Source organism: Methylobacterium symbioticum, assembly GCF_902141845.1.
GTDB lineage: Bacteria > Pseudomonadota > Alphaproteobacteria > Rhizobiales > Beijerinckiaceae > Methylobacterium > Methylobacterium symbioticum.
In genome coordinates, this window is sequence record NZ_CABFPH010000057.1 from 12,499 (window position 1) to 35,195 (window position 22,697).

A 22,697-nucleotide genomic window follows, 5' to 3' on the forward strand; every position below is an offset into this window, starting at 1 on the left:
GTCGGTATTCACTGTCATTAATAATCAGAAGTTGTGTACTGATGATCTGCCGACGAAGGAGATCATTCACACGCCGATGATCAATTCGGCGCATGCCGCGCGTTCCAAAGATCCGCCTTCGAATTCGTCCCGCCCTGCGCCTGCCCCGGTTCGGCTTGCGGGCTCAGATCCTCGGCGTCGGCGTGAGCGGCGTGCTGATCCTCGGCCTGATCTCGGCGGTCGGCGCGCATATCCAGGAGCGCCTGCAACGCGAGGCGGATGCGAGCACCGTCCTGAAGACCCATGCCGGCGACGTCGCGGCGCTCATCCTCAAGGCGCGTCAGGTCGAGACCGAGTTCCTGCTGCGGCGGCGCCCGAACCTCATCGCGGTCCGCGACGAACTGATGAAGGCGGCCCTCGATCATCTCGGCACGATCGAGCAGGCCACGGCCGGCCTTCCGCCCGAGGATCCCCTGCATGGGGCCGAGGCGATCCGGGCCGGCCTGAACCTCTACGCGACCCGCTTCCAGAACGTGGCCGCAGCGCAGAGGACCCTCGGCTTCACGGAGAAGGACGGGGTGCAGGGCGCCCTGCGCGAGGCGGTCCATGCCGTCGAGACGCGCCTCGCGGATCTCGACGCGCCGCGCCTGTCCATCCTGATGCTGATGATGCGGCGGCACGAGAAGGATTTCATGCTGCGCGGCGACGAGACCTACGGCGACGCTTTGCGCGACCGCGTGGCGGAGTTCCTGCCGATCCTGGCCGACGCATCCATGCCGAGCGCGGTCAAGGCTGAGATCAAGGGCCTGATCGAGGCCTATGAACGCCGGTTTCTCGCCTATCTCGTCGGCGCCTCGAGCCTGAAGGAAGAGGCCGACGATCTCGCCTCCATCTACGGGCGGCTGGATCCGACGGTCACCCAGGTCGAGGCGGCAGCGGATGCCCGCTACCGCGCGGCCCAGGCGGAGATCCTCGCCTCCCGCCGCTGGTTCGCCGGGCTGATGTGGTGGACCATCGCGCTCACCGTCCTGTGCACCGTGGCGGTCTCGATCTGGGTCGGGCAACGCACCGCGCAGCCGCTCCGCCTGATGGCCCGGATGATGGAGCGCCTCGCGGGCGGCGATCTGGGGGTGCCGATCCCCGCCCTGCGCCGCAAGGACGAGATCGGCAGCATGGCCAAGGCGGTCCTCGTCTTTCGCGACAACGCGCAGGAGCGCGACCGGCTGGAGCGGGAGGCGGAGATCGCGGCGGCCGAGAAGCGGGCGCGCACCCGGGCGGTCGAGGCCCACCTCGCCGCCTTCGAGCGCGCGATGGGCGAGGTCGTGGCGACGGTGGCCCGCAGCACCGGCGAGATGGGTGGAATGGCGGAGGCCCTGAACGCGATCTCGACCCAGACCGCGAGCGAGGCGAAGGCCGCGTCAGGGATCTCGCATGACGCCCGCCTGCATGTGGCTGCCGTCGCCGCCGCGACCCGGCAGCTGACGGATTCGATCGCCGAGATCGCGCGCCAGATCGAGGGCATGACGCGGACCGTGCAGCAGGGCAGCGCCCTTGCCGCGCGCACGACAGCCCAGGTCCGCGAACTCGCCGCGACGGGCGAGCGCATCGGCACGGTGGTCGCCACGGTTCAGGCCATCGCGGCGCAGACCAACCTCCTCGCCCTGAACGCGACCATCGAGGCGGCGCGGGCGGGCGAAGCGGGGCGCGGCTTCTCCGTGGTCGCCGCTGAGGTCAAGGAACTCGCCGGGCAGACCGGGCGCGCCACCGAGGAGATCATCGCGAGCGTGGCCGAGATCCAGGAGGGAACCCGGCGGGCGGTCGGCGCGAATGCGGAGGTCTCGGAGCTGATGGCGGCCATCCACGCGGCGGCGACGCGCGTCTCCGCGGCGGTCGAGGAGCAGGACGTCGCCACGGGTGAGATCGCGCGCGGCATCGAGCAGGCGGCGGGGGGCACCGATCAGCTCGCCGGCAAGGTCGCCGGTGTCGGCCGGACAGCCGGCGACACGGATGGCGCGGCGACGGCGCTGCTCCAGGTCTCCCGCGCGATGCAGGCGCAGTCCGTGGAGATCGAGACCCAGGTCGCCGCCTTCCTGCTGGCCCTGCGCCAGGGGGTGCTCGACCGCACGGCCGGCCGCGACCACCCCGAATCCGGGCCGACGCCCGGCGGCGTCGCGATCCGCGCCGCATGAGGCCCCTGTGACCTGCGGCCACGGCCCGGCTTGACCGCGAACCGCGCCATCCTTTCGCCTTGCGGGCATGGCGGGTAGGGTCCAGAGTCCCGCCCGTTCAGCGCCGTGGCCTTCCAGGGCTGCGGCGCGCGAGGAGCCGCGAGTTTTCCGGATGTTCGATCGACGCGCCCGCCGCACAGTCTCGGTGATCGCCCTCGTGCTCGCGGCCGGCCTCAGTCCCGCCCGGGCCGCGCAGCCCCGGGAATCGGCTCCGATCACCGAGTACGAGCCGGCGGACTCGCTGGAGGGCAACTTCCTCGCCGCCTACATCGCCGGCGCCGCCCGCGACACTGCCGCCGCCGCCACGTTCTACCGGGAGGCCGTGAAGGCCGACCCGCGCAACGCGGAGCTTCTGGAGCGCGCCTTCATCTCGCTGCTGGCCGACGGCGCCCTGCCCGACGCCTTCCGTGCGGCCGAGCGTCTCACCGCCCGCGACGGCGCCAACGGGCTCGCCAACCTCTCGCTCGGTGTGCGCCAGATCAAGGCCGGCCAATGGGCGCCCGCCCGCCAGAACTTCACCAAGAGCGGGCGGGGCGCCGCCGCCGACCTCACCGCGACGTTGCTCACCGCCTGGGCCTATGCCGGTCAGGGCGACGGCAAGAAGGCGCTGGAGACGGTCGGCCGCCTGAAGGGCGAGCGCTACTACAACACCTTCCGCGACTACCATGCCGGCCTGATCGCCTCCGTGGTCGGCGACCAGGCGGAGGCCGAGCGCCGCCTCAAGGCGTCCTACGAGGCCGACCGCAACACCCTGCGCGTGGTCGACGCCTATGCCCGCCAGCAGGCGGCCGCCGGGCGCACCGATGTGGCGATCCAGGTCTATACCGACTTCGACAACCTGATGCCGCGCCACCCGATCGTGCGCGACGCCCTGGACAAGCTGAAGGCCGGCAAGCCGCTCGGCCGCCTGGTCGGCTCGGCGCAGGAGGGCGCGGCCGAGGTGCTCTACGGGCTCGGCTCCGCCGGCTCGACGCAGGGCGACGAGCTGCCCGCCGTCATCTACCTGCGGCTCGCCCTCTACCTCGCCCCCGAGCACGCGCTGGCCCGGCTCACCCTCGCCGACATCCTCGACCGGATGAAGCAGCCCGAGCGCGCCAACGAGGCCTATGCGCAGATCCCCGCCGCCTCCCCGCTCAAGCTCAACGCCGATATCCAGGTCGGCCTGAACCTGGAGCAGATGGGCAAGGGCGACGAGGCGCTGGCCCATCTCGACGCCGCCATGAAGGCGCATCCCGACGACATCGACGTCATCACCGCGCTCGGCAACGTGCAGCGCTCGCGCAAGAAATATGCGGAGGCCGCCGAGACCTACACCAAGGCGATCGGCCTGATCGGCGACCGGCCGGTGCAGAACTACTGGACGACCTTCTACTTCCGCGGCACCGCCTACGAGCGCGCCAAGCAGTGGCCGAAGGCCGAGGCCGACCTGAAGCGGGCCCTGGAGCTCGTGCCGGCGAGCCAGCCCGCCGCCCGCGCGCAGGTGCTCAACTATCTCGGCTATTCCTGGGTCGACCAGAAGCTGAACATCGACGATGCGTTCAAGCTGCTGAAGCAGGCGGCCGATCTCAGCCCGCGCGACGGCATGATCATCGACAGCCTCGGCTGGGCCTATTACCGCCTCGGCCGCTGGGACGACGCGGTGCGCGAGCTGGAGAAGGCGGTCGAGCTGAAGCCGGGCGATCCCACCATCAACGACCATCTCGGCGACGCCTACTGGCGCGCCGGCCGGCGACTCGAGGGCAAGTTCCAGTGGCAGCATGCCAAGGACCTCAACCCCGAGCCGGATGATCTGGAGCAGATCAACGAGAAGCTCAAGAACGGCCTGCCCGAGATCGAGAAGCCGACCGCCACGGCCGAGAATCCGCCCGCTCCGGTGGCTGCGCCGCACAACCCGCAGAACCCGGAACTGCCGAAGGGCGCGCCGCAGCCGAGCGAGCCGCCCGGCGCCGCCGACAAGAAGACCGGGGGCTGAGGGCAGCGCGGCACGGTCTGCGCGCGGCGGCCGGGCGCAGCTTGGCGGCCCGACCCGTCGCGCGGGCGGCGCCTTGCCCCTCCGGCGGCGGCCCCGTATGGCCTGCCGCAGTCCCGAGGTTCCTGACGCCGGAGCGCCCGTGTCCTCCCTCACAACCCGCGCGCCCGCGAAGATCAACCTGACCCTGCATGTCCTCGGCCGCCGGCCCGAGGACGGCTATCACGTGCTGGAGAGCCTCGTCGCCTTCGCGGGCGCCTCCGACGTGCTGGCTTTGGCGCCCGGCGCCGATCTCGCCCTCGCGGTGACCGGACCGACCGCGGGGCCGGCCGGGCCGACCGAGGACAATCTCGTGCTGCGTGCCGCGCGCCATCTGGCCGCCCGGCTGCCGGGCCTGCGCCACGGCGCCTTCCGCCTGCACAAGCGATTGCCCGTCGCCGCGGGGATCGGCGGCGGCTCCTCGGATGCCGCGGGGGCGCTGCGCCTGCTCGCGCGCCTGAACGGCCTGCCCGTCGATGACCCGGCCGTGATCGACGCCGCGCGCGCGACAGGGGCCGACGTGCCGGTCTGTCTGGAGCCGCGGGCTCGGATGATGCGCGGCGCCGGCGAGGAGGTCGGCGGCCCGCTCGGGCTCGCGAGCCTGCCCGCAGTGCTGATCAATCCCGGCGTGCCGGTGCCGACCGCACCGGTGTTCAAGGCGCTCGGCCTCAAGGTCGGCGACCGGCTCGACGGCGCCGATCACCCCGCCGTCGCGGGCGGCCTCGATGCGGGCGCGCTGCTCGATCTCATCGCCCCGGCGCGCAACGACCTTGAGGCCCCTGCCCTCACCGTCGCCCCAGTGATCGGCGACGCGCTGGCGGCGCTCCGCGCGCAGGGCGGTTGCCGGCTTGCGCGGATGTCGGGCTCGGGCGCCACGGTCTTCGCCCTGTTCGCCGACCGGCACGCCGCCGTGCGCGCGGCCCGGACGCTGCGGGCGGCCAATCCGGGCTGGTGGGTCGCCGCCACGCTGCTGCGGTAGTGTCGGGTTTCGAAAGGCGTCACCCCTTTGGCGGGTCCAGGGCAGCGCCCGGGTAGGTCCCGCCGAAGGTCTCCGCTCCGGAAGCCGCGATCGCGGCGTTCCGTCCGCGCACCGCATCCCGGATCCGGTCCACGCTCGGGTCGACGAGCGCCTGAAGCAGGCAGGAGACGGCGACGCTGAGGGCGATTCCGATCACGAAGGCCCAGTAGGAATAGCCCGGCACCAGGGCGAGGATGAACACCTCGACCACCGGGTGGAACACGTAGAGCGGGTAGGTGATCCGCCCGAGCGCCTCGTCCATGGAGCGGAGACGACTGAGCCGGCTCTCGGCGAGCCAGATGATCGTTCCGACCAGTCCGACGAGGAGCGCGAATTCCGCCCAGGCACCGCTCTCGGTGCCGGGTGCCCGACCATGGACCGAGTAGATCACGAACTGTGCCGTGCATCCCGCGAAGGCGAGGAAGGCCATCAGGATGCTCTCGCGGCTGCGCGAGCGCAGGAGGAAGTACAGCGCCGAGCCGAAGATGAAGTAGGGCGCGAGCGAGATCATCGCAGGCAGCCGCCCGGCCATGGACAGGAACCAGAGCGGGCTCACGACCAGCACGATGGCGCAGAGGATGCCGGTGAGCAGGCGCCGGTCGAACAGGCGGCCCGCGAGACGCTCCAGCCAGAGAGCGGCCGCGAAGAAGAGATAGAACATCATCTCCACCCGGATCGCCCAGGCGATGCCGATGAAGTCGAAATCCATCATCTGGTTCGACAGCGGCACGAAGCCGAACAGGTTCGCCAGCAGGTTCTTGGCGGCGAAGGCCTCGTACGCGGGAAGCGTCTCCGTGCGCGACACCCGCAGCGTCCCGGCATCGGAGACGGCGAGGCACAGCACGATCATCGCCGCGAACGCCAGGAAATAGTGCGGCACGATGCGCAGCAGGCGGTTCTCGATGAAGCCGACCGGCCGGCGGCGATAGAAATGGTAGACGGCCTCGGTGATGACGAAGCCTGACAGCATGAAGAAGGCCAGCACCGCGACGTAGCCGAAGGCGTAGGGGCGCGTGGCCTCGGCCAGCCAGTCCGGCGCCACGTCGGCGCTGAAATGCTTCACCAGCACCAGGACAGCGAGCAGGAAGCGGAAGCCGCCGAAGGGCCGGTAGGCCAGGGAACCGGGCATTCTCATACCCCGTGCATGGCTGAAGGCTGGTCCCCGACGATCTCAGATGGCCAGGGGATCATATGGCTCAGCTAGGGTGCGGGGCTTGGCCTGGTATGGCGGAGAACTACCGTGTGCCGTTTCGGGACGGTCCGTCTCTCGGACCCGGATCCGGCCGCGCGGGGACCATCACCCGGCGCGGCCGTAGCCGTCTGCCGCGACCGGCGGCGTCAATGCGCCCGGGCGATGCAGAAATCGATGGCCTGGAGCAGTGCCGCCTTGGTCGGGCTCTGCGGGAACAGGGCCAGCGCGTCGCGGGCCATGGCGCCGTAATGGCGGGCGCGCTCCACCGTGTCCTCCAGGGCGCGGTGGCGGCGCAGGATGGTGCGTGCGGTCTCGAGGTCGCCGTCCTCGATCGCGCCCTCCTGCAGGGTCCGCCGCCAGAAGGCACGCTCGTCCTCGCTGCCCCGGCGGAAGGCCAGCACGATCGGCAGGGTGATCTTGCCCTCGCGGAAATCGTCGCCGACATTCTTGCCGAGCTCGGCGCTGGAACCGCCGTAATCGAGCGCGTCGTCGATCAGCTGGAAGGCGATGCCGAGATTCATCCCGTAGGAGCGGCAGGCCGCCTGCTCGGGCCGCGGGCGCTCGGCGAGCACGGGCCCGACCTCGCAGGCCGCGGCGAACAGCTCCGCGGTCTTGGCGCGGATGACGGCGAGATACTCGTCCTCGGTGGTCTCGGTGTTCTTGGCGGCGGTGAGCTGCATCACCTCGCCTTCGGCGATCACGGTCGCGGCGGCCGAGAGGATGTCGAGGGCGCGCAGGGAGCCCACCTCCACCATCATGCGGAAGGCCTGTCCGAGCAGGAAGTCGCCGGCGAGCACGCTCGCCTCGTTCCCCCACTTGATGCGTGCGGCCACCTGGCCGCGGCGCATGTCGCTCTCGTCGACCACGTCGTCGTGCAGAAGCGTCGCGGTGTGCATGAACTCGACGCTCGCCGCGAGCTTCACCGCGCCCTCGCCGCCCTGGTAGCCGCACAGATCGGCGCAGGCGAGGGTGAGGATCGGGCGCAGGCGCTTGCCGCCCGAGGCGATGAGATGGCTCGCGACCTCCGGGATCATCGTCACCTCCGATCCCGTCCGTGACAGGATCGTCGTGTTGACGCGCGCCATCCCGTCGGCGACGAGCGCCACGAGATCGTTCAGATCGGCCTCCGCTTGCGGGCGACCTTTCTCCATGGGAACCACGACACCCAAGGTCCGATGCCTCCAGACCGTTCGACCGCGACAGGCGGGACCGTTCCCCTTCGCACGGGGCCCGCGGCGCCGCAACACGCGAGGCCGCGCGTGAACTGTCAGCGCATATGGTGCGTGGCGGGGCAAGCGGCCCCGCGACCAATGCGCCGTGCCGCCTCGGGGAGGTTCCCGTGACGGGCGGGGACGAGCCCGACAGCCTGTTCGGCGGCCGTCTCCGCCTGTTCCAGCCGGCCCGCGGCGCGCACAGGGCCGGCACGGATGCGGTGCTGCTCGCCCATCTGTTCGACCCGCCGGCCGGCGCGGCGCTCTGCGATGTGGGCGCGGGGACCGGCGTCGTCGGTCTCGCCTATGCCCGGCGCACCGGGGCCCGCGTGACCCTGGTCGAGCGCGAGCCGGAGATGGCCGAACTGGTCCGCCGCAACGCCGTCCTGAACGGGGTGGCGGGCGCGGCCGTGGTCGAGGCCGACGTGCTGGCACCGGCCGCGGCGCGGCTTGCGGCCGGGCTCGTGCCGGACTCGGCCGATCTGGTGGTGACGAACCCGCCCTTCCTCGGCACGGACCACCGGCCCTCCCCGAACGCGCTCCGCGCCGCCGCGCATAGCCTGCCCGAGGGCGGCCTCGCGGCCTGGATCCGCACCTGCACCTGGCTCTTGCGACCGGGCGGGCGTCTCGGGCTGATTCACCGTGCGGATGCTTTGCCCGACTGCCTCGCCGCGCTGGCCGGGCGATTCGGCGACGTGGCGATCCGGCCGGTTCATGCCCGGCCCGGGCGCCCGGCGATCCGGATCCTCGTGCAGGGCGTCAAGGGAAGCCGGGCCGGGACGAGCCTGTTGCCGCCGCTGATCCTGCAGGCCGACGATGGGGATCCGACACCTGAATCCGCAACAATCCACCGTGGGTTGAACTGGGACTGAGTAGCGGAGTGCATTCAAAAACAGGCGCGAAAATTGCCGTCGCGTGATGGAACTTCAAGTTTATGAAGCTCTTCCCTCTGCAGGCCGCGCGATCCATCGCCGGCATCCTGAGAACAGGGTTGATGAGTCAGCGCTATTTCTTCGATACCTTCAACGGCACCATCGTCCATGACGATGTGGGCTGCGTGCTGCCCGATATCACGAGCGCCCGCCAGGAGGCGCGGCGCCTCCTGCAGGAACTGTTCGCGCGGTCGGGGCTGTCGGACCGGGAGCGTTGCGCGGTCCGGGCCGATGTGCGCGACGAGAGCGGGCAGCGGGTGTTCAGCGCGACGATGACCCTGATGTTCGAGGCCGACTAAAGCGCTCTCTGCCGAATTGGGTTCTGGTTCGCCGCAGGAGAGCGCGTCACAACAAAGGTTTGGTGCCATTCCCGGTTGAAACGTGAACGGGCATGGCTCTGGGGCCGCTCATCGCGCGCGTCCCGGTGTCCCGCTTCGTGCCGGCCGAGCCTTGCCATTGGCGTGGCCATGCCCACCTGCCCCCCAGTCTCTCCCGCTTCCGAACCGGCCCGACCATGCCCGCGCTCCCGGCCTTCCTCCGCGATCTCCTGCCCCGCCGCTTCCGCGAGAAGCGCCCGCTCGTCGCGGTTCTGCGCCTCAACGGCGTGATCGGTGCGGTCTCGCCGATCCGGCAGGGCCTCTCCATCGCCTCGGTCGCGGGAAGCCTGGAGCGCGCCTTCGCGCTGAAGGACCTCGCGGCGGTGGCGATCGTGGTGAACTCGCCCGGCGGCTCGCCGGCTCAATCCCATCTCATCCACCGCCGCATCCGCGCGCTTGCCGAGGAGAAGTCGGTCCCGGTCCTCGCCTTCGTGGAGGATGCGGCGGCCTCCGGCGGCTACATGATCGCCTGTGCGGCGGACGAGATCGTGGCCGATCCGACCTCGGTGGTCGGCTCCATCGGCGTGGTCTCGGCGGGGTTCGGCTTCGACAAGCTGATCGCCCGGATCGGGGTCGAGCGGCGCGTGCACACGCAGGGTGAGGCGAAGGCGATGCTCGATCCGTTCCGCCCGGAGGATCCGGCCGACGTGGAGCGGCTGAAGGCGATCCAGGCCGACGTGCAGGCGCTCTTCACCGAGCTGGTGACGCGGCGCCGGCCGAATCTCGCGGCGGGCGAGAACCTGTTCACCGGCGCGGTCTGGACCGGCCGGCAGGCCCTGCCGCTCGGCCTCGTGGACGCGCTGGGCGACATCCGCGCGACCCTGCGGGCGCGCTTCGGCGAGAAGGTGGAGATGCGGCTGATCGCCGATGCGCGGGGTTCGTTCCTGGCCCGGCTGCTGCGCCGGGCGGCGCCCGGCGGGGTCGGCACCCTGGCCGGCGACGGGCTCGCGGCCCTGGAGGAGCGCGCCGCCTGGGCGCGTCTCGGTCTCTGAGCGTTCGAGAACTACCGCGCCTGACAGCCGGAATTCTGCACGCCGTAGCCGCTGTAGACGACGCGGACCTTGCGGACCTGGCACGGCTCGGCCTGCGGAGCCGGCGCCGCCACGGCCGTGACCTCGACGGGGGTCACCGCGGCCGGCATCGCGATCGCGGATGTGTCCGCGGCGGTGGCGAGGGCCTTGGTGCCCGACATCACCAGCGGCGTCGCCACGAGCGAGCCGGCAATCAGGGCGGCGACGATGGTGAGATTGGTGCGCATGACTGGTCTTCCGAAAGCTTCGGCCGGCTCGCCGGCCCGCTCTTCCCTGGCTGGACAATAAACGTGGCCGTGGGCTCGGCCGTTCCCTCTTCTCGCCGCATTTCCGCCACGCTGCGGTGTGCCGCAACACGTGGGCAATAAAGATCGGTCCGGTGTCCACGGCGGGCCGATCGCTTGACACCCCGCCGTCCCCATCTAAACGCTGCCGGCCCCTGCCCCCGCCGCGATGCAGCATGATGTCCGACGCCGATCTTGCGCCCACCCGATCGTTCCAGGGCCTGATCCTGACGCTCCAGCGCTTCTGGGCGGCCAAGGGCTGCGTCATCCTGCAGCCCTACGACATGGAAGTCGGCGCCGGCACCTTCCATCCGGCCACCACGCTGCGGGCGCTGGGGCCGAAGCCGTGGAAGGCGGCCTATGTGCAGCCCTCGCGCCGCCCGAAGGACGGGCGCTACGGCGAGAACCCGAACCGGCTGCAGCACTATTACCAGTTCCAGGTCATCCTGAAGCCGAACCCGCCGAACCTGCAGGAGCTCTATCTCGAATCGCTCGCCGCGATCGGCGTCGACCTCAAGCTCCACGACATCCGCTTCGTCGAGGACGATTGGGAGAGCCCGACGCTCGGCGCCTGGGGCCTCGGCTGGGAATGCTGGTGCGACGGGATGGAAGTGAGCCAGTTCACCTATTTCCAGCAGGTGGCGGGCTTCGAATGCGCCCCTGTGGCGGGCGAGCTGACCTACGGCCTCGAGCGGCTGGCCATGTATGTCCAGGGGGTCGAGAACGTCTACGACCTGAACGTCAATGGCGGCGAGGGTGACGACAAGGTCACCTATGGCGACGTCTTCCTGCAGGCCGAGCAGGAATATTCGCGCCACAATTTCGAGGCCGCCGACACCGAGATGCTGTTCCGGCACTTCGCGGATGCCGAGCGGGCCTGCCGCGCCTATCTCGAGGCCGGCGCGCCCGAGGGCGAGGGTGCCCGCCACCGCATGGCGCAGCCGGCCTACGACCAGTGCATCAAGGCGAGCCACGTCTTCAACCTGCTCGACGCCCGCGGCGTGATCTCGGTGACCGAGCGGCAGAGCTACATCCTGCGCGTGCGCGAACTCGCCAAGGCCTGCGGGGCCGCCTGGCTCAGGACGGAGGGCGGCGGGCTCGCCGCGGCCTGAGCCCGTGCGCGGCCTTCTCCTCGCCCTCCTGCTCCTGCTCGGGGCGGGCCCGGCGCTCGCGCAATCGGCCAGCGACCCCGTGGGCACCGTGCGGGCCTTCTACGCGGCGCCATCGACCGACGAGCTGCGCTTCTATGCCAAGGCGCTGCGCGCTCTGTACGAGCGCGACCAGCGCGAGGCGGCCGGCGAGGTCGGCCGGATCGGGTTCGATTTTCGCGTGAACGGCCAGGACACCGCAAAGGGCTGGGAGAAGACCCTGCGCTTGGCCACGCTCTCGGCCGGCGAGGACCGGGCCGAAGTCCAGGCGACCTTCCGCAACGGCAGGCCCCAGGACATCCGCTACGACCTCGTGCGCGAGGGCGGCCGCTGGCTGATCGCCGACGTGCGCGCGGTGACGGGCGAGCGCTGGGGGCTCGTCGCCCTCCTCTCGCAGCCGCTGAACTAGAGCCGTTCCCGATCGCCATGCGATCGGGAACGGCTCTAGTTCTAAGTTTCGACGCGCTCTCGCGCGCCGAACCGGAATCCACTTCGGCGGAGAGCGCTATGCAGCGCGGCCCGCGCCTCGACACCGCCGGTCCGGGCACCTAAACGGGCCCGGCCGTTCCGACGCCCCCCTTGCGCGGCCCCCGTGGCCGGATCCGAGCCATGCCTGACCTCCTCCTCGAACTCCGCTCCGAAGAGATTCCCGCCCGCATGCAGCGGCGCGCGGCCGAGGACCTGCGGAAGCTCGTCACCGACGCCCTGGTGGAGCGCGGCTTCCTCTACGAGGGCGCCAAGGCCTTCGCGACGCCCCGCCGCCTCGCCCTGCACGTGGCCGGCCTGCCGCCCCGCGGCGAGGCGGTGCGCGAGGAGCGCAAGGGTCCCCGCGTCGGCGCGCCCGAGGCCGCGATCCAGGGCTTCCTGAAGAGCGCCGGGCTCGCCTCGATCGAGCAGGCGAAGACCGTCACCGATCCGAAGAAAGGCGAGTTCTACCTCGCCGTGATCGAGCGCGAGGGCCGCGAGACCCTCGATGTGCTGGCCGAGATCCTGCCGCAGATCATCCGCAGCTTCCCCTGGCCGAAATCCATGCGCTGGGGTGCGGCCTCGGCTCAACCGGGTGCGCTGCGCTGGGTGCGCCCGCTGCAATCGATCGTCGCCACCTTCGGCCCCGAGACCGAGAGCACCGAGATCGTGCCCTTCTCGGTCGACGGGATCGCGGCCGGCAACGTCACCTATGGCCACCGCTTCCTGGCCCCCGAGGCGATCGAGGTCCGCCGCTTCGGCGACTACGTCCAGGCCCTGGAGCGGGCCAAGGTCGTGCTCGACGCCGACCGCCGCAAGGACATCATCCTGCACGACGCCCGCGACCTCGCCTTCGCGCAGGGTCTCGACCTCGTGGAGGACGAGGGCCTGCTGGAGGAAGTCGCCGGCCTCGTCGAGTGGCCGGTCGTGCTGATGGGCTCGTTCGACGCGAGCTTCCTCGACATTCCGGCCGAAGCCGTGCGCGCCACCATCCGCGCCAACCAGAAATGCTTCGTGCTGCGGAAATCCGGCTCGGAGGAGCTGGCCCCGGCCTTCATCCTCGTCTCGAACCTGGTGGCCAGCGACGGCGGCCAGGCGATCGTGGCCGGCAACCAGCGCGTGGTGCGCGCGCGGCTCTCGGACGCGAAGTTCTTCTGGGAGACCGACAAGGCGGTGAAGCTGGAGGACCGGGTCCGCAAGCTCGACTCCATCGTCTTCCACGAGAAGCTGGGGACGCAAGGCGAGCGGGTCCGGCGCATCGCGGCCCTTGCCGAGGATCTGGCCGAGAGCGTGGGAGCGGATTTCGGCCTCGTGGGTCGCGCCGCACGCCTCGCCAAAGCCGATCTCGTGACGGAGATGGTCGGCGAATTCCCCGAGTTGCAGGGCCTGATGGGCGCGAAATACGCCGCGCTTCAGGGCGAGGACCCGAGTGTCTGCACGGCGATCGGCGACCACTACAAGCCCCTCGGGCCATCCGACCGGGTGCCGTCGGATCCGGTCGCGATCACCGTCGCGCTGGCCGACAAGCTCATCGCCCTCGCCGGCTTCTGGTCGATCGACGAGAAGCCCACCGGGAGCAAGGATCCGTTCGCCCTGCGCCGGGCGGCGCTCGGGGTGATCAGACTCATCTTGGAGAACGGCGTCCGCCTGCCTCTGGCGGAGCTGGCCCTGCCGAACGCCTTCGACCTGCAGCCCGGTGGCCCGATGGTGGTGCAGATCGACCTGCCCGACAGCCTCGAGGAACTGGAGGCGGCCTACAAGGACCTTCCCCCGGACTTCGACCTGCTGGCCGATCCGCGCGTGGACGACCTGCTCTCCTTCTTCGCCGATCGTCTCAAGGTCTATCTGCGCGACCAGGGCGCTCGGCACGACCTGATCGACGCCGTCTTCGCCCTGCCCGGCCAGGACGACCTCCTGATGGTGGTCCGCCGCGTCGAGGCGCTCGGCACGTTCCTGGAGACCGACGACGGCAAGAACCTGCTCGCCGGCTACAAGCGCGCGGCCAACATCCTGCGCATCGAGGAGAAGAAGGATAACCGGGCCTACGATGCCGAGCCTGACGCCGCGCTGATCGCCTCCTCCGGCCAGCCGGAGGAGCGGGCGCTCGCCGAGGCTCTGCGCGTCGCGCGGAACGAGGCCTCGGCGGCGGTGGCGGCGGAGGATTTCGCCGGCGCGATGCGCGCCCTCTCGCGGCTGCGCGCTCCGGTCGATGCCTTCTTCGAGGCGGTCACGGTGAACGCCGAGGACCCGGCCCTGCGCGCCAACCGCCTCGCCCTCCTGAACGCGCTCCGCGCCGCCACCCGCGAGGTCGCGGACTTCTCGAAGATCGAGGGCTGAAGAGAGCCGGGAACACGGCTTCAGGACGCGCGCAGGAACCTCGCCGCACCCCCTCTCCCGTTCGGGAGAGGGTTGGGGTGAGGGATGAGAAGTGTTCGGAGAGGCCGCGGCGGTGAAGCGGCTTCCGCTCCACTCAATCCGTAAAGTTCTCGACCCTCACCCTGTCCCTCTCCCGAACGGGAGAGGGGACCCGCGCTTGATCGTGAGCCGCAGGGGCACCCTCTCGCCGTACCGAGCAGAGGAGAGGCGCTTCAGAACCAGCCCTTGATCCGGAAGAACACGATCGGGATCAGCGCGCTGGTCAGGATCAGGGCGAGGCCGTAGGGGTAGCCGTAGAGCCACTCGAGTTCCGGCATGTGCTTGAAGTTCATGCCGTACATCGAGGCGATCAGCGTCGGCGGCACGCCGACCACGGAGACCACGGTCAGCACCCGGAAGACGTTGTTCTGCTCGATCTGGATCAGCCCCAAGGCTGCGTCGAGCAGGAACTGCACGTTCTCCGAGAGCCGCGTCTCGAACTCGTCGAGGGACTCGATGTCCCGGCGGATCGTCTCGAAGCGCGCATCCTCCTCCTGATGGAGCAGGTCGGCGCAGGCGCCGGCGACGTAGGGCACGATGCGCTCCATGCCGAGCAGGCTCGCGCGGATCTTGCCGAGCGCCTTGCCGCGCCGGGCGATGCCGCGCAGGATCCGGCGGAGCGCGAGGTCGCGGCGGCGGGGTGGCGCGTCGCCGTTGCGGGCGCCGTTCCGAGCCCGGGGCGCACGCACGTCGAAGTCGAAGATCCGCGTCGAGAGCGAGTCGAGCTCGGCGCCCATATCCTCCAGGGCGTCGGCGAGGTTGTCGACCAATTCCTCCACGAGGAGCAGGAAGGCCTCGGCGCTGGTCACCGCGCCCTCCCCCTCCGCGAGGCGCTTGCCCGCGCCCTCGAAGGCGCGCAGGTCGTGGAAGCGCACCGTGACGAGGTGGTCGCGGGTCAGGAGGAAGCCCAGCGGCTTCAGCTGCGAATCCGCCTGCTCGAAGGTGATCATCGGCGTCGAGAGCGACAGCCCGTTCTTCAGGCGGCGCAGGCGGCTCGACGATTCCACCTCGCTCAACGCCCGCCGCGAGGGCACCCGGATCCCGGTGGCCGCCTCCACCGCCTGCGCCTCCTCGGCGCTGGGGTCGTAGAGGTCGATCCAGAGGGCGCCCGCGGGCAACGGCGCCCCGGAGGCGGGATCCCACGGCGCGAGGGCGCCTTCCGGTCCGTGCAGGGTCAGCATGGCGGATCGGTTCACCGTCGCGCGAAAAGGGGGACGAAAACCGTCGTCGCTCCGTCACCGAAGGGTGCGACAGCCTTGACTCATCCTGGGGGCGTGGCTATCTCGCCGCCGGTCGTTAGCACTCACTGAAGCTGAGTGCTAACGACCGGGCTTGGAGGCGGCCAACGCGCGCCGCATCAACGCCACTTCGAGTTCTGAAGCAAGAGGGCAGACCATGAAGTTCCGTCCGCTGCACGACCGGGTCGTCGTCCGTCGCATCGAGAGCGAGGAGAAGACCAAGGGCGGCATCATCATCCCGGACACCGCCAAGGAGAAGCCGCAAGAGGGCGAGATCGTCGCCGTCGGCCCCGGCTCCCGCGACGAGCAGGGCCGCGTGAACGCCCTCGACGTCAAGGCCGGCGACCGCGTCCTGTTCGGCAAGTGGTCCGGCACCGAGGTCAAGATCGACGGCCAGGATCTCCTGATCATGAAGGAATCCGACATCATGGGCGTCGTCGAGGCCTAAAGGCCCCGGCCGATACCGTTCATTGCCCTTCGAGGCCGAGTTCCGCGCCTCGGGGCCTTCCCCGCAATCCTTAACCATTAAGGACCAACCCCCATGGCAGCGAAAGACGTTCGTTTCTCCGCCGACGCCCGCGAGAAGATGCTCCGCGGCGTGGACATCCTGGCCGACGCGGTCAAGGTGACGCTGGGCCCCAAGGGCCGCAACGTCGTCATCGAGAAGAGCTTCGGCGCGCCGCGCATCACCAAGGACGGCGTCACCGTCGCCAAGGAGATCGAGCTCTCCGACCGCTTCGAGAACATGGGCGCCCAGATGGTGCGCGAAGTGGCCTCGAAGACCAACGACATCGCCGGTGACGGTACCACCACCGCGACCGTGCTCGCCCAGGCGATCGTCCGCGAGGGCGCCAAGTACGTCGCCGCCGGCATCAACCCGATGGACCTGAAGCGCGGCATCGACCTCGCCACCCAGGCCGCCGTGAAGGACATCACCTCGCGCGCCAAGAAGGTCGCCTCGTCCGACGAGGTCGCCCAGGTCGGCACGATCTCCGCCAACGGCGACAAGGAGATCGGCGAGATGATCGCCCACGCCATGCAGAAGGTGGGCAACGAGGGCGTCATCACCGTCGAGGAGGCCAAGACCGCCGAGACCGAGCTGGACGTCGTCGAGGGCATGCAGTTCGACCGCGGCTACCTCTCCCCGTACTTCATCACGAATGCGGAGAAGATGGTCGCCGAGCTCGAGGACCCCTACATCCTCATCCACGAGAAGAAGCTCTCCTCGCTCCAGGCCATGCTGCCGGTGCTCGAGGCCGTGGTCCAGACCGGCAAGCCGCTCCTGATCATCGCCGAGGACATCGAGGGCGAGGCGCTCGCCACGCTCGTCGTCAACAAGCTCCGCGGCGGCCTCAAGGTCGCGGCCGTCAAGGCGCCGGGCTTCGGTGACCGCCGCAAGGCGATGCTCGAGGACATCGCGATCCTGACCAAGGGCCAGATGATCGCCGAGGATCTCGGCATCAAGCTCGAGAACGTGACCCTGCCGATGCTCGGCCGCGCCAAGCGCGTCCGCATCGAGAAGGAGAACACCACGATCATCGACGGCGTCGGCGAGAAGGCCGACATCGAGGCGCGCATCGCGCAGATCAAGGCGCAGATCGAGGAGACCACCTCGGACTACGACCGCGAGAAGCTGCAGGAGCGTCTGGCCAAGCTCGCGGGCGGCGTCGCAGTGATCCGCGTCGGCGGCGCGACCGAGGTCGAGGTCAAGGAGAAGAAGGACCGCGTGGACGACGCGCTCAACGCCACCCGCGCTGCGGTGGAAGAGGGCATCGTTCCCGGCGGCGGCACCGCGCTGCTGCGCGCCAAGAAGGCGGTCGCCGAGCTGAAGTCCGACGTTCCGGACGTGCAGGCCGGCATCAAGATCGTGCTGAAGGCCCTTGAGGCCCCGATCCGCCAGATCGCCCAGAACGCGGGCGTCGAGGGCTCGATCGTGGTCGGCAAGATCACCGACAACACGAGCTCCGAGACCTTCGGCTTCAACGCCCAGACCGAAGAGTACGTCGACATGATCCAGGCCGGCATCGTCGACCCGGCCAAGGTCGTGCGCACCGCCCTGCAGGACGCCGCCTCGGTGGCCGGCCTGCTGGTGACCACGGAAGCCATGGTCGCCGACGCGCCGAAGAAGGACTCCCCCGCTCCGGCCATGCCGGGCGGCGGCATGGGCGGCATGGACTTCTAAGTCCACGCCATCCCATTCGAGACGGAAGAGGGGTCGCCGCGAGGCGGCCCCTTTTCCTTTGGCGCGCTGCCTGCCGAAATACCAATATTTGGTAACATGGCATCGGCGATGGCGCGTAACACCTCCGTTTCCCTGGGCGATCACTTCGCTCAGTTCATCGCCCGGCAGGTCGAAGGCGGCCGCTATGGCTCGGCGAGCGATGTCGTCCGGGCCGGACTGCGCCTTCTCGAAGAGCAGGAAACGCGGCTCCAGGCCCTCCGCACAGCCCTCGCCGAAGGCGAGGCCAGCGGACCGCCGGACGCTTTCGATGTCGAGGCTTTCCTCAGGGCCAAGCGTACCGACCGCTCGTGAACGGTGGTTATGTCCTCGCACCGCGGGCACATGAGGATCTCGACGGGATCTGGGACTACACGGCGGAGCGCTGGGACCCTGATCAGGCGGACCGCTATGTCCGCCGCCTCGCGCAGGCTTTCGCGGATCTCGCTGCCGGCACCGTTCGGGGCTGGAGCGCCGAGAAGATCCGACCCGGCTATTGCCGCCTGACGGTCGCGACGCATGTCGTCTTCCACCGGAAGGGTGACGGCGGCCGGACCGACGTGATCCGCATCCTGCATGAACGCATGGACGCGGCGCCTCACCTGTAGCCAGTGCCTGACAGCCATGACGATGCAGGCCGCCTCAAGGCTTCCCGTTCGGCCCCCGTCTTGCCTCGTGGGACCCGGTGCCTACGATCCGCCCGGGATCTTCCAAGCTGAAGGAATACCGATGCCTGTCCTCCGATCCGGCCGCCGTCTCTCCTCCGCGGCCGCCCTGGCCGCGCTCGCGTGCCTGCCGCTCGGCCCCCTGCCCTCGGCGGCCCGGGAGATGCCGGATGCCGCGGCCGATCAGGCGGCCCGCAAGCCGAACGTCGTGATCCTCGCCACCGGCGGCACCATCGCGGGCGCGGGGGCGGATGCGGCCAACAGCGCCACCTATCAGGCCGCCAAGGTGCCGGTGGACAAGCTCATCGCCGCCGTGCCGGCCATGAGCGGCGTCGCCAATGTCCGCGGCGAGCAGGTCTTCCAGATCGCCTCGGAGAGCTTCACCGACGCGCAGCTCGTGGAACTCGCCAAGCGCGTCTCGGCGCTGCTGAAGCAGGACGACGTGGACGGTGTCGTGGTCACCCACGGCACCGACACGCTGGAGGAGACCGCCCTCTTCCTCGACCTCGTCGTGAAGAGCGACAAGCCGATCGTGGTGGTCGGCTCGATGCGCCCCTCCACCGCGATCTCGGCGGACGGCGCCATCAACCTCCTCGACGCGGTCACCGTGGCCGGGAGCAAGGAAGCGGTCGGCAAGGGCGTCATGGTCACCATGAACGACCAGATCCAGGCCGGCCGCGACGTGACGAAGCGCGTCAACGTCGTGCCGAGCGCCTTCTACAGCCAGTGGGGCCCGCTCGGCATGGTGGTCGAGGGCAAGACCTATTTCTTCCGCAGCTCGGCCAAGCGCCACGGCAAGTCCTCGGAATTCGACATCGACGCGATCGACAGCCTGCCGATGGTGGCGATCGTCTACGGCTCGGGCACCATGTATCCGGGCGCCTACAAGGCCGCGGTCGATGCCGGCGCCAAGGCGATCGTCCATGCCGGCACCGGCAACGGCTCGGTCGCCGGCTATCTGGTCGACACCCTCAAGGACATCCGCTCCAAGGGCACGCTGATCGTCCGCTCCTCACGCGTCGGCGACGGCATCGTGCTGCGCAACGCGGAGCAGCCCGACGACAAGTACGACTGGGTGGTGGCTCACGACCTCAACCCGCAGAAGGCCAAGATCCTCACCGCCGTGGCGCTGACCAAGACCGGTGACACCAAGGAGCTGCAGCGCATCTTCTGGGAATATTGAGGGGCGTGCGGGGCGGGCGCTCCCTCGCCCCGCACCGCTGTCGGACTTATGCCGGATTGCTGTGTAAACGTTTACACAGCATTGGCTTCAGGCTAGAACGTCTCGAAATACAAGGTGCATCGAAGCCCGGATGATCGACGCGCGCCACGGTCGAGCGCGCCGTGCCGGCAGGATGCGCCCCAGAGGAAGGAAGGCTCATGACGGAGATCCATCCCGAGGTCGCGGCGGTCACTGCGCGCGTCGTCGAGCGGTCCCGGGCGAGCCGGCGGCGCTATCTCGACCTGATCGAGCGCGAGCGCGAGGCGGGCGTGCACCGCCCGAAGCTCGCCTGCGGCAACCTCGCCCACGGCTTCGCAGCCTCCGGAGAGGACAAGGCGGCGATCCGTGCCGGGCGCACGATGAATATCGGCATCGTCACCGCCTACAACGACATGCTCTCGGCCCATCAGCCCTACGGGCGCTATCCGGACCAGATCAAGGTCTTCGCCCGCGAGCGCGGCGCCACCGCCCAGGTCGCCGGCGGCACGCCCGCCATGTGCGACGGGGTCACGCAGGGGCAGCGCGGCATGGAGATGTCGCTGTTCTCGCGCGACACCATCGCGCTCTCGACCGCGGTCGCGCTCAGCCACGGCATGTTCGACGGCACGGCGCTGCTCGGCATCTGCGACAAGATCGTGCCGGGCCTGATCATCGGTGCGCTGCGCTTCGGCCACCTGCCGACGATCCTGATCCCGGCGGGGCCCATGCCCTCGGGCCTCGCCAACAAGGAGAAGCAGCGCATCCGCCAGCTCTACGCGGAGGGCAAGGTCGGCCGCGAGGAGCTGCTCGAATCCGAATCCGCCTCCTACCACGGGGCCGGGACCTGCACCTTCTACGGCACGGCCAATTCCAACCAGATGATGATGGACGTGATGGGCCTGCACATGCCGGGCGCCTCCTTCATCAATCCGGGCACGAAGCTGCGCCAGGCGGTGACGCGGGCGGCGATCCACCGCCTCACCGAGATCGGCGCCGACGGCAACGACTACCGGCCGCTCGGCCTGTGCATCGACGAGAAGGCGATCGTGAACGCCGTGGTCGGGCTGCTCGCCACGGGCGGCTCGACCAACCACGCGATCCACCTGCCGGCCATGGCCCGCGCCGCCGGCATCGTCCTCGACTGGGAGGATTTCGACCGCCTCTCCGCCGCGGTCCCGCTGATCGCCCGCGTCTATCCGAACGGCTCGGGCGACGTGAACCACTTCCACGCGGCCGGCGGCATGAGCTTCGTCATCGCCGCGCTGCTCGATGCCGGCCTCCTGCACGACGACATCCTGACGGTGGCCGGCCAGTCGCTCCGCGACCATGCCCGCGACCCGAAGCTCGCGGGCGAAGACCTCGTCTTCGAGCCCGCGGTACCGGAGAGCCTCGATCCGACCATGCTGCGCCGGCCGGCCGACCCGTTCCAGCCGGATGGCGGCATGCGCCTCGTGAAGGGCAATCTCGGCCGTGCCACCTTCAAGACCAGCGCGGTCGAGCCGCAGCGGCGCACCATCCAGGCGCCGGCCCGGGTCTTCGCCGACCAGGACGACGTGATCAAGGCGTTCAAGGCGGGCGAGCTGGAGCGGGACGTGATCGTCGTCGTCCGCTTCCAGGGTCCGCGCGCCAACGGCATGCCCGAACTGCACAAGCTGACGCCGCCGCTCGGCGTGCTGCAGGACCGCGGCCACAAGGTCGCCCTCGTCACGGACGGGCGGATGTCGGGGGCTTCGGGCAAGGTGCCCGCCGCGATCCATCTGACGCCGGAGGCCCTCGGCGGCGGTCTGATCGGGAAGATCCGCGACGGCGACATCGTGCGGCTCAGCGCCGAGGACGGGGTGCTGGAGGTGATGGTGGACGAGGCGGAGCTTGCCGCCCGCGCGTCCGCCGCGCCGCCGCCGCCCGAACTCGGCACCGGCCGCGAGCTGTTCGCCTTCATGCGCCATGGCGCGGACGGCGCCGAGCAGGGTGCCTCGGCGATGCTCGCCGCCGCGGGCCTGTAACGGGATCCCGAAGGGAGGCGTCCCTTCGGCGGGGTCTCGGGGTGGAGCCCCGAGGTCGGCCTTGATGCCCGGCGTCGCCGGGTATGGGGGCCGATTGCAGGGCTCTGCCCTGCACCCGCGAAAGGTCTCGGACCTTTCGAAACCATGACCTGAGGGAGACGATGCCATGAACGACCTGACCAGCATCGACGCGCTGATGCGCTCCGTGGCCGTGATCCCGGTCCTGGTGATCGAGGATGCGGCCCATGCCGAGCCGATCGCGCGGGCCCTTGTGGAGGGCGGCCTCACCGCCCTCGAAGTCACGCTCCGCACCCCCGCCGCCCTCGACGTGATCCGGGCGATGGCCCGGGTCGAGGGCGCGGTGGTGGGGGCTGGCACCGTGCTGAACCCGCGCGATCTCGATGCGGCGCTCGCCGCGGGCGCCGAGTTCATCGTGTCGCCGGGCCTGACCGATCCGCTCACCGACGCGGCCAAGGCCAACGGCGTGCCCTACCTGCCGGGCGTCGCCAACGCCGCCGACATCATGCGCGGGCTCGACCACGGTCTCGACCGCTTCAAGTTCTTTCCGGCCGAGGCCTCGGGCGGACTCAAGGCGCTGAAGGCGCTCGCCGCGCCCTTCCATCAGGTCCGCTTCTGCCCGACCGGCGGCATCACCGAGACGAGCGCGCCGGACTGGCTTGCCGAGACGGCGGTGCTCTGCGTGGGCGGAAGCTGGGTGGTGAAGCCCGGAACGCCGGACGTCGCAGCGATCCGCAAGGCCGCTGCCGCCGCCGCGGCCCTGCGCCGCTGACCGGCCGCGCCGGGCCGGCGCCGCCGACAAAAAACTGTCGCGTTCTCGCGGTTTGGCATGCCGGACGTGCCGGCACCGAACCGCGACGGTTTGCGTGCCCGCCCGGACACGATAATGGTGCAGTGCACCTAAAAGCTGCTCGGCGCAGGAGGTCTCATGCGGATCGCGATGATCGGGTCGGGCTATGTTGGGCTTGTGTCTGGGGCCTGCCTTGCCGATTTCGGGCACGGGGTGGTGTGCATCGACACGGATCCGGCCAAGATCGAGGCGCTGCGGGCGGGTCGGATGCCGATC

The 22,697-nt window shown here is 70.1% G+C and carries 20 protein-coding genes and 1 pseudogene; 17 read left to right on the forward strand and 4 right to left on the reverse strand.

Annotation, left to right across the window (positions count from 1 at the left end):
- Positions 1 to 92: 92 nt before the first annotated feature.
- From MET9862_RS18160 to MET9862_RS18170, 3 genes are all read left to right on the forward strand, one after another.
- Positions 93 to 2,168 (forward strand): methyl-accepting chemotaxis protein, encoded by a 2,076-nt coding sequence (locus tag MET9862_RS18160; RefSeq protein WP_142584303.1) that lies wholly within the window; start codon positions 93 to 95, stop codon positions 2,166 to 2,168.
- A gap of 151 nt (positions 2,169 to 2,319) precedes the next feature.
- On the forward strand, positions 2,320 to 4,179 hold the full coding sequence (locus MET9862_RS18165; protein ID WP_142584304.1) for a tetratricopeptide repeat protein: 1,860 nt from the start codon (positions 2,320 to 2,322) through the stop codon (positions 4,177 to 4,179).
- 97 nt (positions 4,180 to 4,276) lie between these two features.
- Entirely contained in the window at positions 4,277 to 5,194 is a 918-nt protein-coding gene (locus tag MET9862_RS18170) for a 4-(cytidine 5'-diphospho)-2-C-methyl-D-erythritol kinase (protein WP_438616629.1), read from the forward strand.
- 19 nt (positions 5,195 to 5,213) lie between these two features.
- Here MET9862_RS18170 and MET9862_RS18175 read toward each other — a convergent pair whose 3' ends face one another.
- Together MET9862_RS18175 and MET9862_RS18180 are read right to left on the reverse strand one after the other, a co-directional pair.
- Positions 5,214 to 6,362, reverse strand: coding sequence for an acyltransferase family protein (locus tag MET9862_RS18175; protein ID WP_185156919.1), 1,149 nt, complete (start codon positions 6,360 to 6,362; stop codon positions 5,214 to 5,216).
- 209 nt (positions 6,363 to 6,571) lie between these two features.
- Complete coding sequence (locus MET9862_RS18180; protein ID WP_142584307.1) at positions 6,572 to 7,594, reverse strand: polyprenyl synthetase family protein; 1,023 nt, start codon at positions 7,592 to 7,594, stop codon at positions 6,572 to 6,574.
- A 170-nt stretch (positions 7,595 to 7,764) separates the two neighbouring features.
- Between MET9862_RS18180 and MET9862_RS18185 the strand changes: the two genes are divergently transcribed.
- From MET9862_RS18185 to MET9862_RS18195, 3 genes are all read left to right on the forward strand, one after another.
- Complete coding sequence (locus tag MET9862_RS18185) at positions 7,765 to 8,508, forward strand: tRNA1(Val) (adenine(37)-N6)-methyltransferase (RefSeq protein WP_142584308.1); 744 nt, start codon at positions 7,765 to 7,767, stop codon at positions 8,506 to 8,508.
- A gap of 122 nt (positions 8,509 to 8,630) precedes the next feature.
- Positions 8,631 to 8,867: a DUF6894 family protein gene (locus tag MET9862_RS18190; RefSeq protein ID WP_142584309.1), complete on the forward strand. Its 237-nt coding sequence runs from the start codon at positions 8,631 to 8,633 to the stop codon at positions 8,865 to 8,867.
- 215 nt (positions 8,868 to 9,082) lie between these two features.
- Positions 9,083 to 9,937: a S49 family peptidase gene (locus tag MET9862_RS18195; protein ID WP_142584310.1), complete on the forward strand. Its 855-nt coding sequence runs from the start codon at positions 9,083 to 9,085 to the stop codon at positions 9,935 to 9,937.
- An 11-nt stretch (positions 9,938 to 9,948) separates the two neighbouring features.
- Here MET9862_RS18195 and MET9862_RS18200 read toward each other — a convergent pair whose 3' ends face one another.
- On the reverse strand, positions 9,949 to 10,203 hold the full coding sequence (locus MET9862_RS18200; RefSeq protein WP_142584311.1) for a hypothetical protein: 255 nt from the start codon (positions 10,201 to 10,203) through the stop codon (positions 9,949 to 9,951).
- Positions 10,204 to 10,436: 233 nt separating this feature from the next.
- Here MET9862_RS18200 and MET9862_RS18205 point away from each other — a divergent pair, with 233 nt between their 5' ends.
- The 3 genes from MET9862_RS18205 to glyS all read left to right on the forward strand — a co-directional run bounded on the left by MET9862_RS18205 (position 10,437) and on the right by glyS (position 14,210).
- Positions 10,437 to 11,372 carry a glycine--tRNA ligase subunit alpha gene (locus MET9862_RS18205; protein ID WP_142584312.1) on the forward strand — a complete coding sequence of 312 codons (936 nt, stop codon included), beginning with the start codon at positions 10,437 to 10,439 and terminating at the stop codon, positions 11,370 to 11,372.
- Between the two features lie 4 nt (positions 11,373 to 11,376).
- Complete coding sequence (locus MET9862_RS18210) at positions 11,377 to 11,817, forward strand: DUF3828 domain-containing protein (protein WP_142584313.1); 441 nt, start codon at positions 11,377 to 11,379, stop codon at positions 11,815 to 11,817.
- 200 nt (positions 11,818 to 12,017) lie between these two features.
- Entirely contained in the window at positions 12,018 to 14,210 is a 2,193-nt protein-coding gene (glyS, locus tag MET9862_RS18215; protein WP_142584314.1) for a glycine--tRNA ligase subunit beta, read from the forward strand.
- 251 nt (positions 14,211 to 14,461) lie between these two features.
- Here the strand turns inward: glyS and MET9862_RS18220 are convergent, their stop codons facing one another.
- Complete coding sequence (locus tag MET9862_RS18220; RefSeq protein ID WP_142584315.1) at positions 14,462 to 15,469, reverse strand: CorA family divalent cation transporter; 1,008 nt, start codon at positions 15,467 to 15,469, stop codon at positions 14,462 to 14,464.
- Between the two features lie 214 nt (positions 15,470 to 15,683).
- Between MET9862_RS18220 and groES the strand changes: the two genes are divergently transcribed.
- From groES to MET9862_RS18260, 8 genes and pseudogenes are all read left to right on the forward strand, one after another.
- Positions 15,684 to 15,974: a co-chaperone GroES gene (gene groES / locus MET9862_RS18225; RefSeq protein ID WP_142584316.1), complete on the forward strand. Its 291-nt coding sequence runs from the start codon at positions 15,684 to 15,686 to the stop codon at positions 15,972 to 15,974.
- 93 nt (positions 15,975 to 16,067) lie between these two features.
- Positions 16,068 to 17,708, forward strand: coding sequence for a chaperonin GroEL (groL, locus tag MET9862_RS18230; protein WP_142584317.1), 1,641 nt, complete (start codon positions 16,068 to 16,070; stop codon positions 17,706 to 17,708).
- A 108-nt stretch (positions 17,709 to 17,816) separates the two neighbouring features.
- Positions 17,817 to 18,059 (forward strand): type II toxin-antitoxin system ParD family antitoxin, encoded by a 243-nt coding sequence (locus MET9862_RS18235; protein ID WP_142584325.1) that lies wholly within the window; start codon positions 17,817 to 17,819, stop codon positions 18,057 to 18,059.
- Complete coding sequence (locus MET9862_RS18240; RefSeq protein ID WP_142584318.1) at positions 18,056 to 18,352, forward strand: type II toxin-antitoxin system RelE/ParE family toxin; 297 nt, start codon at positions 18,056 to 18,058, stop codon at positions 18,350 to 18,352. Before MET9862_RS18235 ends, MET9862_RS18240 begins: the two co-directional genes overlap by 4 nt.
- Before the next feature lie 121 nt (positions 18,353 to 18,473).
- Positions 18,474 to 19,592, forward strand: a complete 1,119-nt coding sequence (locus MET9862_RS18245) for an asparaginase (protein ID WP_142584319.1) — start codon at positions 18,474 to 18,476, stop codon at positions 19,590 to 19,592.
- A 197-nt stretch (positions 19,593 to 19,789) separates the two neighbouring features.
- Positions 19,790 to 21,613 carry a phosphogluconate dehydratase gene (gene edd, locus MET9862_RS18250; RefSeq protein WP_142584320.1) on the forward strand — a complete coding sequence of 608 codons (1,824 nt, stop codon included), beginning with the start codon at positions 19,790 to 19,792 and terminating at the stop codon, positions 21,611 to 21,613.
- A gap of 175 nt (positions 21,614 to 21,788) precedes the next feature.
- Entirely contained in the window at positions 21,789 to 22,403 is a 615-nt protein-coding gene (eda, locus tag MET9862_RS18255; RefSeq protein ID WP_142584326.1) for a bifunctional 4-hydroxy-2-oxoglutarate aldolase/2-dehydro-3-deoxy-phosphogluconate aldolase, read from the forward strand.
- Positions 22,404 to 22,559: 156 nt separating this feature from the next.
- Positions 22,560 to 22,697 (forward strand): annotated as a pseudogene (locus tag MET9862_RS18260) (UDP-glucose 6-dehydrogenase); the annotation flags it as partial.

Excerpts from the sequence above, each read along its gene's own strand:
- groL (WP_142584317.1), top strand. The coding sequence starts at position 16,068 with ATGGCAGCGAAAGACGTTCGTTTCTCCGCCGACGCCCGCGAGAAGATG.
- MET9862_RS18170 (WP_438616629.1), top strand. The coding sequence starts at position 4,277 with ATGGCCTGCCGCAGTCCCGAGGTTCCTGACGCCGGAGCGCCCGTGTCC.
- glyS (WP_142584314.1), top strand. The coding sequence starts at position 12,018 with ATGCCTGACCTCCTCCTCGAACTCCGCTCCGAAGAGATTCCCGCCCGC.
- MET9862_RS18220 (WP_142584315.1), bottom strand. The coding sequence starts at position 15,469 with ATGCTGACCCTGCACGGACCGGAAGGCGCCCTCGCGCCGTGGGATCCC.
- MET9862_RS18160 (WP_142584303.1), top strand. The coding sequence starts at position 93 with ATGCCGCGCGTTCCAAAGATCCGCCTTCGAATTCGTCCCGCCCTGCGC.
- MET9862_RS18165 (WP_142584304.1), top strand. The coding sequence starts at position 2,320 with ATGTTCGATCGACGCGCCCGCCGCACAGTCTCGGTGATCGCCCTCGTG.
- MET9862_RS18200 (WP_142584311.1), bottom strand. The coding sequence starts at position 10,203 with ATGCGCACCAATCTCACCATCGTCGCCGCCCTGATTGCCGGCTCGCTC.
- MET9862_RS18175 (WP_185156919.1), bottom strand. The coding sequence starts at position 6,362 with ATGCCCGGTTCCCTGGCCTACCGGCCCTTCGGCGGCTTCCGCTTCCTG.
- MET9862_RS18195 (WP_142584310.1), top strand. The coding sequence starts at position 9,083 with ATGCCCGCGCTCCCGGCCTTCCTCCGCGATCTCCTGCCCCGCCGCTTC.
- edd (WP_142584320.1), top strand. The coding sequence starts at position 19,790 with ATGACGGAGATCCATCCCGAGGTCGCGGCGGTCACTGCGCGCGTCGTC.
- groES (WP_142584316.1), top strand. The coding sequence starts at position 15,684 with ATGAAGTTCCGTCCGCTGCACGACCGGGTCGTCGTCCGTCGCATCGAG.
- MET9862_RS18190 (WP_142584309.1), top strand. The coding sequence starts at position 8,631 with ATGAGTCAGCGCTATTTCTTCGATACCTTCAACGGCACCATCGTCCAT.
- MET9862_RS18205 (WP_142584312.1), top strand. The coding sequence starts at position 10,437 with ATGATGTCCGACGCCGATCTTGCGCCCACCCGATCGTTCCAGGGCCTG.
- MET9862_RS18245 (WP_142584319.1), top strand. The coding sequence starts at position 18,474 with ATGCCTGTCCTCCGATCCGGCCGCCGTCTCTCCTCCGCGGCCGCCCTG.
- MET9862_RS18235 (WP_142584325.1), top strand. The coding sequence starts at position 17,817 with ATGGCGCGTAACACCTCCGTTTCCCTGGGCGATCACTTCGCTCAGTTC.